The following is a 15,828-nucleotide window of genomic DNA, read 5'->3' on the forward strand; positions in this document are numbered from 1 at the left end:
GCTCCCCCGACCCGACGCCCTCAGGAGTACGACGCGGCGAGGTGCTCGGCCAGCCCCTGCAACGTATCGTCGACCAGCCCCTTGATCACCCGTCGCCGGATGAACCCGGGCAGCGGCAGGTTGTGGTGGATGGTGAGCTCGTAGGTGACCGCGGTCCGGCCCGCGCCGACGTCCTCGAGCGTCCAGCAGCCCTCCTGCCCGGTCTGCAGCCGGCCCTTGACCATCGTCCAGCTCATGGTGGTGTCGGAGTGGTCGTAGGACAGCGTGTACTCGTCGGTGCCGACGGTCGCGGACGCCTTGAACCGGGCGGTCGCGGGCAGCCCGCTGTCCTCGTAGACCTCGAGCAGCTCGGCCTCCTGGATCTGCGGGATCCACTCCACCTGCCGCTCCACGTCGCGCAGGGTGGCGAGCACCCCGTCGAGCGGGGCGGCGACCTCGACGGTCGCGATGGCGGAGTCAGTCGGCATCGGGACCACCCCCGGCGTACCCCCGCCGCAGCAGCTCGGTGAGCTCGGCGACCAGCGGCATCCGCGGGTTGGTGCGGTTGCTCAGGTCGGCGAATGCGGTCATCGCCAGCCCCGGCAGCGCCGTCTCGAACTCCTCGGCGCTGATGCCGAGCGAGGCCAGCGACGGGGGCATCCCGACCCGCGCGAGCAGGTCGTCCACCCCGGCGAACAGCCGGCGTCGGCTCTCCTCGGGCTCGCGGCCGCCGAAGACGACCCGGCCGAGCTGGGCGTACTTGTCCGGCGCGACGTACGCCGAGTAGCCCGGCGCCGGCATGAACTTGCTCGGCAGCGCGGCGTTGTAGCGCAGCACGTGCGGCAGGAACAGCGCGTTGGCGCGGCCGTGGGCGATCCCGAACCGCGCGCCGACCGCGTGCGCGAGCGCGTGGTTGGTGCCGACGAACGCGTTGGAGAAGGCCAGCCCGGCCAGCGTCGCGGCGTTGGCCATGTCGGTGCGCGCGGCCAGGTCGCCGGGCTGGTCGACGACGCGGGGCAGCGCGTCGAAGATCAGCCGCGCGGCCTGCACGCAGAAGGCGTCGGTGTAGGGCGAGGCGAAGATCGAGACCGCCGCCTCGAGCGCGTGGGTGAGCGCGTCGATCCCGCTGTCGGCGGTGATCGAGGGCGGCAGGCTCAGCGTGAGCGTCGGGTCGACGATCGCGACGTCGGGCACCAGGCAGTAGTCGACGAGCGTCTCCTTGTGCTCCCCCACGGTCAGCACCGCGGCCGGGGAGACCTCGGAGCCGGTGCCCGCGGTGGTCGGGACCGCCACCAGCCGGACCCGGTGCACCTCGTCGTGCGGGTACTCCGCGACCCGCTTGCGCGGGTCCAGGAACGGCAGGGTCAGGTCCTCCAGGCTCTGCTCGGGGTGCTCGTAGAACAGCCGCATCGCCTTGGCCGCGTCGAGCACCGAACCGCCGCCGACGGCGACCAGCAGGTCCGGGCGCGCCCGGTCCATCAGCGCCACCCCGGCGCGGATCGTCGCCTCACCCGGCTCCGGCTCGACCTGGCTGAACACCTGCACGTGGCGGGTGCGCAGCTTGCCGCGCAGCAGGTCCACCACCCCGCGCCGCTCGCTGTCGGCGTCGGTCACGATCACCGCGGTCTCGCAGGCGAGCTCGCGCAGGTTGTCCAGCGCACCGGCGTTGAAGTAGGTGTTCGCCGGCACCCGGAACCACTGCGAGGGCGCCCGCCGGTGCGAGACGGTCTTGAGGTTGAGCAGCTGGGTGTAGTTGACGTTCTCGGTGGTGCTCGAGCCGCCCCAGGTGCCGCAGCCGAGCGAGAACGTCGGGGTCAGGTTGTTGTAGACGCCGCCGAGCGCGCCGACCGCGGTGGGGGCGTTGACCAGGATCCGCCCGGTCCGCACCGCCTTCGCGTAGGCGTCGACGACGTCGGGGTCGTTCGCGTAGACCGCGGAGGTGTGGCCGAGGCCGCCGTGCTCGGTGACCAGCACCGCGGCGGCCACGCCGTGCTCGACGCTGGGCGAGCGGACCAGGCCGAGCACCGGCATCAGCTTCTCCACCACGAGCGGGTGGGCGGCCAGCGCGTCCAGCTCGGTGGGCAGCGGCGCGAGCAGCAGCTTGGTGCCAGGAGGTACGACGAGGCCGGCGCGCTCGGCCAGCTGCGGCGCGAGCTGCCCGATCGCGGCCATGTTCGCCTTGTCGCCGATCCCGGTCTCGCAGCCGAACACGAACTGCACCAGCCGCGCCGACTCCTCCTCGTTGAGCAGGTGCGCGCCCATCCGCTCGAACTCCGCGACCACCGCGTCATAGATCGCGTCGTCGACGATGCAGGTCTGCTCGGCGGGGCAGATCACCGAGGCGTCGAAGGTCTTGGAGATCAAGATGTCGACGACCGCGCCCCGGAGGTCGGCGGACCGGTGCAGGTAGATCGGCGCGTTCCCGGGGCCGACCGACAGGCCGGGCTTGCCGGCGGCGTTGGCCAGCGCCACGATCTTCGGTCCGCCGGTGACCCAGATGAAGTCGACGCCCGGGTGCCGGAACAGGTGATGGGTGACCTCGTGCGCCGCGTCCGGGATCACCTGCAGCGCCCCGGGCGGCAGGCCCGCGGCCTCCCCCGCCTCCCGGAGGATCGCGACGGCCCGCTCGCAGCAGCGCACGGCGTACGGCGAGGGCCGGAACGGCACCGCGTTGCGGGTCTTGGCCGCCACGATCGCCTTGTAGAGCACCGTCGAGGTGGGGTTGGTCACCGGCGTGATCGCCAGCACCACGCCGATCGGCTCGGCGACCCGGACGATGTTGCGCTCGACGTCCTCCTCGACCACGCCGACCGACCGCTTGTCGCGCAGGTAGTCGGCGAGGAACTCGGTGGCGACGTAGTTCTTGACCACCTTGTCCTCGAAGACCCCGAAGCCGGTCTCCTCGATCGCGACCTGGGCCAGCTCGACCGCGGCCCGCAGGCCGGCGCGGACCATCGCGTCGACGATCCGGTCGACCTGCTCCTGGTCGAGCTCGCGGAACCGCCGCGCGGCCTCGGCCGCGCGGTCGACGAAGGCGTCGACCTCGTGCAGGCGGGTCTCTTCGACTGGCGGGGCGGGCGGCGCCGCATGGGTCTGGGTCATGGATGCTCCCGGAGGTCACCCCAGCCTGTGCACGCGCTCCGGGCGCAGCACAGGGACCATCGTCACGACGCACCCCGCCCGGGGGCCTCGCTGCTCATCCCTCGGGACCTCCGGCCGGTCCGCCGGCGCGCGTCCGGGGCGATGCTCGGGGGACGACCACGCCGAAGGGGGACGCGATGCACCGATCGATCCGGCCCGTCCTGGGGCTGCTGGCGGCAGTGACGCTGCTCGCCGGCCTCGCCGCCCCGTCGTACGCCGACCACGTCGTCGTCGACGACGCCCGCGGCGACCTCGTGAAGGTCGTCGAGGGGGAGGTCCACACGACACCGGCACCCGGCGCCCGGTGGGGCGACCTGCTGCTCAGCACGATCCGCCACACCCGGGACCGGATCATCGTCGACCTGGCGTTCGCGGACCTGCGCCCCGCAGGCAAGCGGCTGCAGATCTGGGTGGACATGAAGGAGCCCGGTGGCCGGTTCGCGCTGCTCGGCATCACCGCGACCCCGGGCGACCGCGCCGGGACCACGAGGCTGATGTGGGCGCGGGGTGGCGACATCCCCTGCCGGGTGCAGCACGCGATCAACTACGCCGACGACGACGTGCACGCCTCGCTGCCCACGCGCTGCCTGGGCCACCCGCACGCGTTGAGGTTCCGGGTGCTCAGCGAGCAGTCCCGGCGCTCGCCGACCCTGGCCTGGATCGACAACGGGCTGACGACGAGGCAGATCTGGAGCCGGGTCTGGACGGCGCCCGTGCCCGCGGGCTGACCCGCGGCCCGGTCAGCCGCGCAGGGCCAGCTCCTCGGTGATCCGCTCGCGGTCGGCCCCGCTGGCGAGGAGCAGCCGCAGCAGGATCCGCGCCTTGTACGGGTCGAGCATCCCGCCGTTCAGCAGGCCGCGGCCGAGCAGGTCGATCTCAGAGCCGGGACCGCCGTACGTCTGCTCGAGCACCGACCCGCTGCCGGTCCGCGAGGTCAGCACCACCGGCATGACCCGGGCGAGCTCGCCCAGCGGCTCAGCCAGCCACGCCGGCACGTGACCGACACCGAACGCGGCCACCACCAGGCCCTGGTGGGTGTCGGCCACCCGCTCCAGCAGCAGCCCGTCGTCGTCGAGGACGACCGTGTGCAGGGCAACCCGAGTCGCCTCCCACCTTTCGACGGCCGGCTGCGGCAGCGGCGCGTGGCGCGACGGTCGGGCCAGGATGCGTGGCACCCCCTCGACGACCTGGCCCATCGGACCGAGGTTCGGCGAGCCGAAGGTGCCCGTGCTCGTGCTGTGCTGCTTGCGCACCCAGCGGGCCGCGTGGACCTCCTCGGCGAACACCACCAGCGCCCCCAGCTCGCGAGCCTCGGGCGAAGCGGCGACCTGCACGGCGGCGAGCAGGTTCGCCGGCCCGTCGGGGCCGGCGAGCGTCGGGTTGCGCATCGCCCCGGTCACGACGAACGGCTCGGGGTGCGGCCAGACCAGGTCGACGAGCCAGGCCGTCTCCTCCATGCTGTCGGTGCCCTGCGTCAGCACGACACCGGTCGCCCCGCCGGTGACCGCCCGCGACGCGGCCGCCACCACGTCGAGCACCGTCGCGAAGGACAGGCTGGCGCTCGGCGCCGCCTGCACGTCGTGGATCTCGAGCGGCTCCGCCAGGTCGGCCAGTCCCGGGACGGCGGCGGTGAGCTGCTCCCCGGTCAGCCGGCTGACGACACCGGCGCCGGGTGAGTCGCCGGCCATCGAGATGGTGCCTCCGAGGGTGAACAGCGCGATGGTCACGGGCACCGATCCTGTCAGACGCGGCCGCGGACCCGCGCGCGGTGCAGGATGTCCCCATGGCACGACGACGCTGGCAGGACCTCAGCCCCAACACCCGCCGCCTCATCCTCATCGGCGCCTCGGTCGACGGGGTGCTGCGGATGGCCGCCCTGCGCGACCTCCGCCACCGGCCGGCCGAGCAGGTCCGGGGCCGGAAGTGGGTCTGGGGGCTGACGCTCGGCCTGGTGAGCTCGGCCGGGACGCTGCCGCTGGCCTACTTCCTGCGCGGCCGCCGCCCGGCCGGCTGAGCACTCCGGCTGAGCACTCCGGCCGGCACGTCGTCGGCCGCCGCGCCCTCTAGCATCGCGGCATGACGATCCATCTCGCCGACGAGCGGCAGCTGCTGGAGGGTCTGGTCGACGCCCAGCGGCACGAGGTCGTCGGGATCCTCGAGGATCTCGACGAGGCGGAGGCCCGGTCTCGGCTGGTGCCGTCGCTGACCACCCCGCTGGGGCTCGTCAAGCACGCCACGTTCGTCGAGAAGGTCTGGTTCCACTCGCGGGTCGCCGGCGTGCCGCGCTCCGTGGTCGGCCTGCCCGACACCGTCGACGAGAGCTTCGTGCTCGCCGACGCCGACACCGTCGACGGCGTACGACAGGCCTTCCTCGACGCCTGCGCCCGGTCGCGGGCCGTCGCCGCGACCCACGACCTCGACGAGCAGTTCCCCTGGCATCAGGGCCCGGTGAGCCTGCGGTTCATCTACGGGCACATGGTCGCCGAGCTCGCCCGGCACGCCGGGCACGGCGACATCCTGGTCGAGCAGATCCGGGCGCAGCGACCGACCCGGGCCTGAGCGGGTCACAAGCCGGTCCTGAGCGGGCCTGGCGGGCACCCCCGCCGCCGGTTGAACATACATTTGTTCAAACGGCGGAGCACCCCGCTCGGCGAGCCGCCTCGCAGCCCGACGGGGCCCCGCGCGCACTAGACGTTGAAGCGGAACTCCACGACGTCACCGTCGGCCATCACGTAGTCCTTGCCCTCCATGCGCACCTTGCCGGCCTCCTTGGCCTTGAGCATGGAGCCGGCCTCGACGAGGTCGTCGAAGGAGACGATCTCGGCCTTGATGAAGCCGCGCTGGAAGTCGGTGTGGATCACGCCGGCGGCCTCGGGTGCGGTGGCGCCCTTGCGGATCGTCCAGGCGCGGGTCTCCTTGGGACCGGCGGTCAGGTAGGTCTGCAGGCCGAGGGTGTCGAAGCCGACCCGCGCGAGCACCTCCAGGCCCGGCTCGTCGACGCCCATCTCGGCGAGCATCTCGCGCGCCTCCTCCTCGTCGTCCAGCTCGACCAGCTCGGACTCGAACTTCGCGTCGAGGAAGATCGCCTCCGAGGGCGCCACGATCTCGCGCATCCGGGCCTTCAGCGGCTCGTCGGCGAGCTCGTCGGCGTCGCAGTTGAAGACGTAGATGAACGGCTTCGCGGTCAGCAGCGACAGCTCGCGGATCAGCGACCGGTCGATGGAGGTCGCGATGATCGGGGTGCCGGCCTCGAGCGCGGCCAGCGCCTCCTTCGCGGCGGCCACGACCGGGGCGAGCTCCTTCTTGCCCTTGGCCTCCTTCTCCAGCCGCGGGATCGCCTTCTCGACCGTCTGCAGGTCGGCGAGGATCAGCTCGGTGGAGATGGTGGAGATGTCGTTGGCCGGGTTGACCTCGCCGTCGACGTGGGTGACGTCCTCGTCGCGGAAGACCCGGGTGACCTGGCAGATCGCCGCGGACTCGCGGATGTGGGAGAGGAACTTGTTGCCGAGCCCCTCACCCTCCGAGGCGCCGCGCACGATGCCCGCGATATCGACGAACTCCACGGTGGCGGGCAGCACCTTGGCCGAGGAGAAGATCTCCGCGAGCTTCGGCAGCCGGTCGTCGGGGACGCCCACCACACCGACGTTCGGCTCGATCGTCGCGAACGGGTAGTTCGCCGCGAGCACGTCGTTCTTGGTCAGGGCGTTGAAGAGCGTGGACTTGCCCGCGTTGGGGAGTCCGACGATGCCGATCGTGAGAGCCACGGGGCGCGAGTCTACGGGCGCGTACGGCGGTCTCCCGAATCCTCCGGCCGGCCCCGCAGCCCGGGGAGTGACCCAGGGAGTGGCCCGGGGAGTGGCTAGGGTCGCAGCTGTGACCTACGACCTCGCGCGCATCCGGTCCGACTTCCCCGCCCTCGAGCACGGCGTGGCCCACTTCGACGGGCCCGGCGGCTCGCAGACGCCGCGCCAGGTCGCGGACGCGGTGAGCGCCACGCTGACCGCGGGGCTCGCGAACCGGGGCAGCGTCACCGACGCCGAGCGGCGCGCCGAGGACGTCACCCGGGCCGCGCGCGCCGCGATGGCCGACTTCCTCGGCGCCGAGGCCGAGGGCGTCGTCTTCGGCCGGTCGATGACCCAGCTGACCTTCGACCTCGCCCGCACGCTCGCCCAGGGCTGGGGCGCCGGCGACGAGATCGTCGTGACCCGGCTCGACCACGACGCCAACATCCGCCCCTGGGTGCTGGCCGCCGGTCGTGCCGGCGCGACCGTGCGCTGGCTCGACTTCGACCCCGCCACCGCCGAGCTCGACGACATCGCCCCGCTGCTGAGCGAGCGCACCCGGCTGGTCGCGGTCACCGGCGCCTCCAACCTGTTCGGCACCCGCCCCGACGTCGCCGCGATCGCGGCCCAGGCGCACGCGGTCGGCGCCCTCGTGCACGTCGACGCCGTCCACCTGGCCGCGCACGCGGCCGTCGACAAGGCCGGGCTTGGGGCCGACTTCGTCGCCTGCTCGCCGTACAAGTTCTTCGGGCCGCACCACGGGGTGCTGGCCGCGTCGGCCGCGCTGCTGGAGACGCTGCACCCCGAGAAGCTGCTGCCCTCCTCCGACGCGGTGCCGGAGCGGTTCGAGCTCGGCACGCTGCCCTACGAGATGCTCGCCGGCACCACCGCGGCCGTCGACTACATCGCGGGCCTCGCCTCCGACGCCGAGGACCGGCGGACCGCGGTGGTGGAGTCGATGACCGCGCTCGACGAGCACGAGACCCGGCTGATGGCCCGGCTGCTCGACGGCCTGGGCGACCTCGACCGGGTCACCCTGCACGGCCGGCCGGCCCGACGCACCCCCACGGCGCTGTTCACCGTCGACGGCCTGAGCCCGCGCGAGGTCCACGAGGGCCTCGCGAAGGTGGGCGTGAACGCCCCCGCCAGCCACTTCTACGCCCTCGAGGCCTCCCGGCACACCGGGCTCGGGGACGCCGGCGGGGTCCGGGTCGGCCTGGCCGCCTACACCTCCGAGGACGACGTGAATCGCCTCGTCCGGGGCTTGCAGGGTCTGCTCAGCTCCGCTGGTTAGGGTCCTCTGGTGCCGCCCTCCACCGACACCACGGGAGACGACGGGGCCGAGGCCGTGCCGTCGGCGCGCCCGTCGCAGCCGTCCCAGTCCCCGCCCCAGTCCCCCGCTCCCGAGGAGACCCTCGCCCCGCCGAGACTCCCCGGCGAGCGCTACTGGTACGCCGCCGCGGTGCTGCTGGGGGCGGTGCTGATCGTGGCCACCGCGATCAACCAGCCGTACAACCAGAACGAGTGGTCGCAGATCTCGGCGTACTACTCCTCGAACCTGCACACGATGGTCACCGGCACCCGGCAGCCGCCGCTCGACCCGCTGCTCGGGGGGCTGCTCCAGCACCTGCTCGGGGTGGGCCAGCTCCGCCAGCGGCTCGAACCGGCGCTGGCCGGCATCGGGTCGCTCCTCCTCGTCGCGGCGCTGCTGCGGCGGCAGCGCGCCGGCCTGGTCGGCGTGCTCACGGTGTTCGTGCTGGCCACGCAGCCGCTCTTCCTGCGCTACACCGCCTACATCCGGCCCTACGCGCTGCCGATGATGCTCATCCTGCTGGCCGCCTACGCCGGCAGCCGCTGGCTGGACGACGGCCGCCGGCGCTGGCTGGTGCTCTCGGCGGTGGCGGCGCTGTTGCTCCCGCTCTCCCGGGTGCCCGAGCCGACGGTCTTCCTCGGGTCCTCGGCGCTGGTCCTGGCCTGGCGCGGCTGGCGCGGCTCGCTGCCGCGGCGCCGGGCCTGGACGCTCGGCGTCGTGCTGCTGGCGTCGCTGATCACGGTGGGCGCGGTCTCCTTCCTGGCCCTGGCCTCGGACACGAAGAAGGTCTTCGACCCCAACCTCGGGCACGCGTTGGACCGAGTCCCCGCCGGGCTGCACGAGATCTGGACCTACGTGCTGCCGCTGCTGGGGCGCGAGCTGCCCTGGTGGCCGGTCACGATCGTGTTCCTGGTGCTTGCGGTGGCGCTGCCGGGCGCCCGGCGCCAGCTCCGCGCCCAGTGGTTCTGGCTCCCGGTCGTGCTCGCGCCGCTCGTCTTCCTCGTCGCCTACCACACGATCAACCCCTATCCGCTCGACGTGCGCCACTACCGCGCGCACTTCGCGTACTTCTTCGTCACTGGGTTCGTCTTCCTGGTCGCGGCCGTCGGCACCGCCCTGGCTCGGGCCGCCCACGGCCGGACGCGCCGTTGGGCCGGCAGCTGGCTCGGGCCGCTCGCGGTGGGCGCGCTCCTGGTCAGCCAGCTGCCCACGACGTACGCCGTGGCCACCCAGGACGACGTGCCCGACTACGGCATGGCCGGCCAGGTGCTCCGCACCGACCTGCCTCCTGACGCCCTCGTCCTCTACGACGGCCCCGCGCCGGCGGGCCGCTGGCGGGTGCCGTTCTTCGGCAAGCCGCGCTACCTGGTCGGCGCCCCGCACGTCACCTCGGTCTCGGCGCTGTCGAAGGGCGAGCGCCACCTCGGCGGGGACGGCCCGGTCTACCTGCTGATCGTCGACTCCTCCTGCGCCGACTCGGTGGTCTGCGACGAGCCCGAAGTGCACTGGTCGGGCCGAGTCGAGGGCTTCCGGGTGGCGCGGCGGTTCAGCATGTTCACGCTCTACGCGCCGACCGCGGGCCAGCACGGGACCGCCGGCGCCATCGAGGCGCTCGGCCGGCTGGCCGCGGCGTACGGCGGGACCGCGGCGCGCACCGACGTGTTCGCGCAGGCCCGGCTGCTGCTGCGGGCGGGCCACCGCGACGAGGCGCAGCGCACCGTCGACCGGTACTGTGCCGGGCTGAAGCCGGGACGCGCCCGCAGGTGCCTGAAGAAGGCCGCGTCCTCCCACCTCCCCGCCGCCGCCCCCGAGACCAAGGCCGGAGCCCACTAGTCCATGCGCCTCGTCACCTGGAACGTCAACTCGCTGCGCTCCCGCATCGACCGGGTCGAGGCACTGCTCCAGCGGCACGACGTCGACGTGCTGGCGCTGCAGGAGACCAAGGCGCGCGAGGACCAGCTGCCGCTGATGGGCCTGCAGTCGCTCGGCTACGAGGTCGCCGCCGCCGGCACCAACCAGTGGAACGGGGTCGCGATCATCAGCCGGGTCGGCCTCGAGGACGTCCAGGTCGGGTTCGAGGGGATGCCCGGCTGGGGCGACCCGGTCGCGCCGGAGGCGCGGGCGATCGGCGCCCGGTGCGGCGGCGTCCGGGTCTGGTCGCTCTACGTGCCGAACGGCCGCAAGGTCGACGACCCGCACTACGTCTACAAGCTCGACTGGCTGGCCCGGCTGCGGGACGCCGCGCAGCCGTGGCTGGGCGAGGACACCGCGCTGGTGGGCGACTGGAACATCGCCCCACTGGACGAGGACGTCTTCGACATGGCCCAGTTCGCGAAGTCCACCCACGTGACCCCGCCCGAGCGCGCGGCGTTCCAGGCCTTCCTCGACGACGGGTACGTCGACGTGGTGCGCCCGCACGCGCCCGGGCCGGAGGTCTACACCTACTGGGACTACTACCGGCAGCGCTACGAGCGCAACCGCGGGCTGCGCATCGACTTCGTGCTCGGCTCCCCCTCGCTGGCCGGCCGGGTCACCGGGGCGTTCATCGACCGCGAGGAGCGCGCCGGCACCGGCGCCTCCGACCACGCACCCGTCGTCGTCGACCTCGACTGACGGCGGCCGAGAGGGACCTGTGCCCACGACGCCCGAGACCGGCGCGACGTCGCCGACCCCCGGTGAGGAGGGGCCGGCGTCCGGGTTCGCCGGCCGGTTCCGCCGCCTGGACCCGCTGGTGCCGCTGACCGGGCTGGTCTCGCTGGCGGTCTACCTGCTCAACGGGTTCAACGGCGTGCTGCTGCGCGACATCGGCGTCTACGCCTACGCCGGGCAGCAGGTCGCCGAGGGCGTCCCGCCGTACGTCGCGATCCTCAACCGCGCCGGGCCGCTGGCCCACCTGGTCCCCGGGCTGGGTGCCTGGGCGGCCCGTCAGGTCGGCGTCGACGACCTGCTGGGGATGCGGTTCCTGTTCGCGCTGCTGACGGCCGCGGCCGTGTCGGCGGGCTACGTGCTGGCCCGCGACGTGTTCCGCTCCCGGACCGCCGGCCTCGCCGCGGCGGCGACCCTGCTGGCGCTGCGCGGCTTCGCCTTCTACGCCACCGCCGGCCCCCGGGAGAAGACCACGATGGTGCTGCTGACCACGCTGGGGCTGCTGGCGCTCGTGCACCGGCGCTGGGCGACGGCCGGCGTCCTGGTCGCGCTGGCCACGCTGACCTGGCAGCCGGTGCTGTTCGCCGCGCTGCCCGGCGCGGTCGCCGCGGTGCTGCTGCAGCCGCGCGGGCGGCTCTCCGGGCTGCTCCGGTTCGGCGCAGGCGGGCTCGCGCCGCTCGCGGTCACCGTCGGGTGCTACGCGCTGATCGACCGGCTGCACGTGTTCTGGAACTGCTTCGTGCTGATCAACCTGCGCTACACCCGCCAGGGCTCGCCGCTGGAGACCCCGGACCGGGTCTGGAACCGGCTGGACCGCGCCTACGACTGGAGCCTGTGGCTGCTGCTCGCCGGGCTGCTGCTCGTCGTCGTGTGGGGGCTGCTGGCGCTGCCGGCCGCGATCCGGCGCCGGGAGGCGCGGCCGGCCGCGCTGGTGGGGATCGCGGTCTTCACGCTGGGCAACCTCGCGTGGGCGCTCAAGGCGTTCAACGGCTTCCCGGACGCGTTCGTGATGTTCCCCGGCGCCGCGGTCGGGGTCGCCGGCCTGGTCCCGCTGCTCGCCCGGCGGCTGCCCGCCCGGGTCGTCGTCGGGGTCGTCACCGCCGGCGCGCTGGCGGCCACGGCGCTGGCCGCGGACTACTCGGTCTCCTCGCGCGACGACACCCTGCTCGAGCAGCGCCGCGACGTGGACGCGGTGACCGCGATCCTGCCGCCGCACGCCCGGATCCTCTCGGTCGTCGCCCCGGAGGCGATGGTGCTGGCCCACCAGCGCAACCCCAGCCGGTTCCAGATCCTGAGCAACGGGCTGCGCGCCTACCTCGACGACACCTGGCCGGGCGGGATCGCCGGCTACGCCCGGTGGATCGGCGACCGGTCGCCGGAGGTGATCGCGGTGGGCCGGACCCTGGACCGGAGCTGGCTGCAGCCGACCCTCGACGCCGGCTACGACCAGGTCGGCCGGACCTCCCCGTGGCTGTGGTACGTCCGCCGCGACGTGGGGAAGGACACCCTCCAGCGCCTCCGGGAGGCGCTGGCCACCCACTGACTGGCACGATCACACCATGACGCCACGACCGCACGGGGGCGCCCGCAGCGAGGAGGACGCCTGATGGCCACCACCCAGGGAGCCCGCGAGCCCGCGACCGCACCCCGCGACCCGTCGTACTCACGGGGGCCGCGGCGCGGCCGCCTGCGCGGGTTCGACCCGCTCATCCCGCTCACCGGGCTGGTGGCGGTGCTGGTCTACGTCGGCCACGGGTTCCACGGCTACCTCAGCCGGGACCTGGGCGTCTACACCTACGGCGGCCAGCAGTTCGCCGAGGGCGTGCCGCCGTATGTCGCGATCGTCAACCGCGCCGGCCCGCTGGCCCACCTGCTGCCCGGCATCGGCGCGTGGCTCTCCCGGCTGGCGGGCATCGACGACATCGTCGGGATGCGGGTGCTGTTCATGCTGTTCGCCGCGGCCAGCGTGGCGGCGGCCTACGTGCTGGGCCGCGACACCTTCCGGTCCCGGCTCGCCGGCCTCACCGCGGCCGCGGCGCTGCTGTGCCTCAAGGGCTTCGTCATCTACTCCACCGGCGGCCCGCGGGAGAAGACCCCGCTGGTGCTGTTCTGCCTGCTGGCGGTGCTGGCCGTGGTGCACCGGCGGTGGGTGGTCGCGGGGCTGTTCATCGCGCTGGCCACGCTGACCTGGCAGCCGGCGTTCTTCGCGCTGGTGGCGAGTGCGGCGGTGGCGGCGCTGATGCAGGCGGAGGGCCGGCTGCGCTCGCTGGTGCGGATCGCGGTCGGCGGCCTGGTCCCGCTGGCGGTCACGGTCGCGGTGTACGCCGCGCTCGGCGACCTGCAGTACTTCCTCGACGACTTCCTCATCATCAACGCCCGCTACACCCACCAGGTGTCGCTGCTCGACTCGCCGGGCTCGATCTGGGCCTCGACCCTGAAGACCTACGGCTGGACCACCTGGGTGCTGCTCGGCGGCCTGGCGGTGGAGCTGGTGCTGGCGGTGCGAGCCCGGCGGGCGGCGCGCAGTGGCGACCCGCGGGCGGCCGCGCTGGTGGGCATGGGGGCGCTGACGGTCGTGGGGATCCTGTGGTCGCTGCTGGCCTACAACGGTTGGCCCGACTGCTTCTTCGCCTTCCCGGTCGTCGTGGTCGGCATCGCCGGCCTGGTCCCGGTGCTGCGGGGCCGGCTGTCGGCGCCGGTGCTGCGCGGCGTGGTCGCGGTCTGGCTGGTCGCCGTGGTGGTGCTGACGACCGTCTACGCCATCCGCACCCGCGAGAACGGGCTGGACGAGCAGCGTCGCGACGTCGAGGCGGTGCTGCGGGTGCTGCCCGACGCCCGGATCATGTCGGTCGAGGCGCCGCCGCCGCTGGTGCTCGCCCACCAGCGCAACCCCACCCGGTTCCAGCTGTTCGGCAACGGCCTCGAGGACTACCTCCAGGACACCTGGCCCGGCGGCCAGGCGGGCTACGGCCGCTGGGTCGACCAGCACGCGCCGGACCTGCTGGCCGTCGGCACCGAGTCCGCCGTACCGCCCTGGCTGACGCCGGTGCTGGCCAGCGACTTCGTCGAGGTCGGCGGCACGCCGGGCTGGACCTGGTACGTGCGCCCCGGGGTGGGCCAGGACAAGGTCGACCGGCTCCGGCAGGTGCTCGGTGGCTGAGCCCGGGACCCCCGGATGGCACGATGGAGGCGTGGACACCTCCCCTGCGCCCGGTCCGGCCGCCGATCCCGCGGTCGGCACCGTGGTCGACGCCGCCGTCGGCCCCGGTCACCCCGACCGCGGCCGGTTCAAGTACTCCGTGGTGATCCCGGTCTACAACAGCGAGGGGATCGTCGGCACGACCGTGGACCGGGTCGTGGAGACCTTCACCGCCGCCGGCCTCGACCACGAGGTGGTGCTGGTCAACGACGGCAGCAGCGACGGCAGCTGGGAGGTGATCGCCGAGAAGGCGCGCACTCTCCCCCAGGTCGTGGCCCTGGACCTGCTGCGCAACTACGGCCAGCACCACGCGAACCTCGCCGGCCTGCGCGAGGCCACCGGCGACTACGTCATCACGATGGACGACGACCTGCAGAACCCGCCCGACCAGGCGCTGCTGCTCATCGACGCGGCGCTGGCCGGCCACGACGTGGTCTTCGGCGAGTTCGCCAGCAAGCAGCACGCGGGGCACCGCAAGCTGGGCAGCCGGCTGGTCGGCTCGATCAACCGCCGGGTCTTCCACCAGCCCGACGACCTGGTGGTCTCCAACTACCGGATCCTGCACCGCGACGTCGTCGACCGGATCTGTGCCTCGCGCACCGCGCACCCCTACATCACCGGCCAGGCGCTGATCTACTCCCGCCATCCCGGCAACGTGACCGTGCGCCACGAGCCGCGCACCGTCGGCAAGAGCAACTACAACCTGGTGCGCATCCTGCGCCTGGTCCTGACGATCCTGTTCTCCTACTCCTCCTACCCGCTGCGGCTCGCGGCGACGGTCGGGTTCGGGATCTCGGCGGTCAGCTTCGTGCTGGGCGCGATCTACTTCCTGCAGGGGGTCTTCGGCAACACCCACGTGCAGGGCTGGACCACCACGGTGGTGCTGCTGTCGATCTTCAACGGGTTCACGATCGCGCTGCTCTCGATGCTCGGGGAGTACGTCGTCCGCACGCTGAACGCCGTGAGCGCCCAGGACTCCTACCACGTGCAGACGAGGGTGCCCGAGTGAGCCGAGCGAGCCGGCACCTGCTGGTCGCGGGTGCGCAGCGCTGCGGCACCACCTGGGTGCATGACCTGCTGGCGGCCCATCCCGAGATCGCGATGGCGCGGCCGGCCCGACCCGAGCCGAAGGTGTTCCTCTCCGCCGAGGACTCCGCCCGCGGCCGGGAGTGGTACCTGCGCACCTACTTCGCCCACGCCGACGGCGAGCGGATCCTCGGGGAGAAGAGCACCAGCTACCTGGAGTACGCCGAGGCCGCCGACCGCGCCGCGGAGATGCTCGGCGACCCGCTGGTGCTCGTGGTGCTGCGCGACCCGGTGCGCCGGGCCCGCTCGCACTGGGCGTTCAGCACCGACCACGGCTACGAGGACCGGCCGCTGGCCGAGGTCCTCGAGCGCAACCTCGAGGGTCCGCTCCCCTGGACCCCCGGGCGGACCTCGGTCTCGCCGTACGCCTACCTCGAGCGGGGCCGCTACACCGACTACCTCGCGCCGTGGCTGGCGCGGTTCGGTGACGACGTGGTGGTGGCGTTCCTCGACGAGCTCACCACCGAGGAGGCCGCCCGCACCCGGCTGCTGGAGCGGGTCGGCGTCGACCCGGCCCTCGGCGTACCCCCTGCGGAGGCCGTGAACGCCAGCAGCCACCCCGCCCCGGAGCTCGACGAGGGGCTGGTCGCGCGGCTGCGCGAGTACTACCGAGACAGCGACCGGGCGCTCCGCGACCTGGTCGGACGAGCCCTGCCGTGGCCCACGGCGGACTGAAGGATAGG

Annotated in this window: 14 protein-coding genes; 10 read left to right on the plus strand and 4 right to left on the minus strand. The window is 73.4% G+C overall.

Annotated features, from left to right (window positions below; translation table 11 throughout):
• Positions 1 to 20 precede the first annotated feature (20 nt).
• Both BJZ21_RS14895 and adhE read right to left on the minus strand, forming a co-directional pair.
• On the minus strand, positions 21 to 467 hold the full coding sequence (locus BJZ21_RS14895; RefSeq protein WP_179664465.1) for an SRPBCC family protein: 447 nt from the start codon (positions 465 to 467) through the stop codon (positions 21 to 23).
• Complete coding sequence (adhE, locus tag BJZ21_RS14900; RefSeq protein ID WP_179664466.1) at positions 457 to 3,081, minus strand: bifunctional acetaldehyde-CoA/alcohol dehydrogenase; 2,625 nt, start codon at positions 3,079 to 3,081, stop codon at positions 457 to 459. Before adhE ends, BJZ21_RS14895 begins: the two co-directional genes overlap by 11 nt.
• Before the next feature lie 176 nt (positions 3,082 to 3,257).
• On the opposite strand from adhE, the gene BJZ21_RS14905 reads away from it, so the two are divergent.
• Positions 3,258 to 3,848 carry a hypothetical protein gene (locus BJZ21_RS14905; RefSeq protein ID WP_179664467.1) on the plus strand — a complete coding sequence of 197 codons (591 nt, stop codon included), beginning with the start codon at positions 3,258 to 3,260 and terminating at the stop codon, positions 3,846 to 3,848.
• A 12-nt stretch (positions 3,849 to 3,860) separates the two neighbouring features.
• Here the strand turns inward: BJZ21_RS14905 and BJZ21_RS14910 are convergent, their stop codons facing one another.
• Positions 3,861 to 4,847 (minus strand): asparaginase domain-containing protein, encoded by a 987-nt coding sequence (locus BJZ21_RS14910; protein ID WP_179664468.1) that lies wholly within the window; start codon positions 4,845 to 4,847, stop codon positions 3,861 to 3,863.
• Between the two features lie 56 nt (positions 4,848 to 4,903).
• Between BJZ21_RS14910 and BJZ21_RS14915 the strand changes: the two genes are divergently transcribed.
• Both BJZ21_RS14915 and BJZ21_RS14920 read left to right on the plus strand, forming a co-directional pair.
• Positions 4,904 to 5,134, plus strand: a complete 231-nt coding sequence (locus BJZ21_RS14915) for a hypothetical protein (protein WP_179664469.1) — start codon at positions 4,904 to 4,906, stop codon at positions 5,132 to 5,134.
• Between the two features lie 62 nt (positions 5,135 to 5,196).
• Positions 5,197 to 5,679, plus strand: a complete 483-nt coding sequence (locus tag BJZ21_RS14920; RefSeq protein ID WP_179664470.1) for a DinB family protein — start codon at positions 5,197 to 5,199, stop codon at positions 5,677 to 5,679.
• A 128-nt stretch (positions 5,680 to 5,807) separates the two neighbouring features.
• Here BJZ21_RS14920 and ychF read toward each other — a convergent pair whose 3' ends face one another.
• Positions 5,808 to 6,884, minus strand: a complete 1,077-nt coding sequence (ychF, locus tag BJZ21_RS14925; RefSeq protein WP_179664471.1) for a redox-regulated ATPase YchF — start codon at positions 6,882 to 6,884, stop codon at positions 5,808 to 5,810.
• A 109-nt stretch (positions 6,885 to 6,993) separates the two neighbouring features.
• On the opposite strand from ychF, the gene BJZ21_RS14930 reads away from it, so the two are divergent.
• The 7 genes from BJZ21_RS14930 to BJZ21_RS14960 all read left to right on the plus strand — a co-directional run bounded on the left by BJZ21_RS14930 (position 6,994) and on the right by BJZ21_RS14960 (position 15,820).
• Positions 6,994 to 8,196 (plus strand): cysteine desulfurase-like protein, encoded by a 1,203-nt coding sequence (locus BJZ21_RS14930; protein ID WP_179664472.1) that lies wholly within the window; start codon positions 6,994 to 6,996, stop codon positions 8,194 to 8,196.
• 9 nt (positions 8,197 to 8,205) lie between these two features.
• Positions 8,206 to 10,047 (plus strand): glycosyltransferase family 39 protein, encoded by a 1,842-nt coding sequence (locus BJZ21_RS14935; RefSeq protein WP_179664473.1) that lies wholly within the window; start codon positions 8,206 to 8,208, stop codon positions 10,045 to 10,047.
• Between the two features lie 3 nt (positions 10,048 to 10,050).
• Positions 10,051 to 10,827: an exodeoxyribonuclease III gene (locus BJZ21_RS14940; protein ID WP_179664474.1), complete on the plus strand. Its 777-nt coding sequence runs from the start codon at positions 10,051 to 10,053 to the stop codon at positions 10,825 to 10,827.
• Between the two features lie 19 nt (positions 10,828 to 10,846).
• Entirely contained in the window at positions 10,847 to 12,403 is a 1,557-nt protein-coding gene (locus tag BJZ21_RS14945) for a hypothetical protein (RefSeq protein ID WP_179664475.1), read from the plus strand.
• 63 nt (positions 12,404 to 12,466) lie between these two features.
• Positions 12,467 to 14,020 carry a glycosyltransferase family 39 protein gene (locus BJZ21_RS14950; RefSeq protein WP_179664476.1) on the plus strand — a complete coding sequence of 518 codons (1,554 nt, stop codon included), beginning with the start codon at positions 12,467 to 12,469 and terminating at the stop codon, positions 14,018 to 14,020.
• 31 nt (positions 14,021 to 14,051) lie between these two features.
• A complete protein-coding gene (locus tag BJZ21_RS14955) occupies positions 14,052 to 15,068 on the plus strand; it encodes a glycosyltransferase (RefSeq protein ID WP_179664477.1) in 1,017 nt (338 codons plus the stop codon).
• Complete coding sequence (locus BJZ21_RS14960; protein ID WP_179664478.1) at positions 15,065 to 15,820, plus strand: sulfotransferase domain-containing protein; 756 nt, start codon at positions 15,065 to 15,067, stop codon at positions 15,818 to 15,820. Before BJZ21_RS14955 ends, BJZ21_RS14960 begins: the two co-directional genes overlap by 4 nt.
• The last annotated feature ends 8 nt before the right edge of the window (positions 15,821 to 15,828 follow it).

Source organism: Nocardioides panaciterrulae, from assembly GCF_013409645.1.
Lineage (GTDB): Bacteria > Actinomycetota > Actinomycetes > Propionibacteriales > Nocardioidaceae > Nocardioides > Nocardioides panaciterrulae.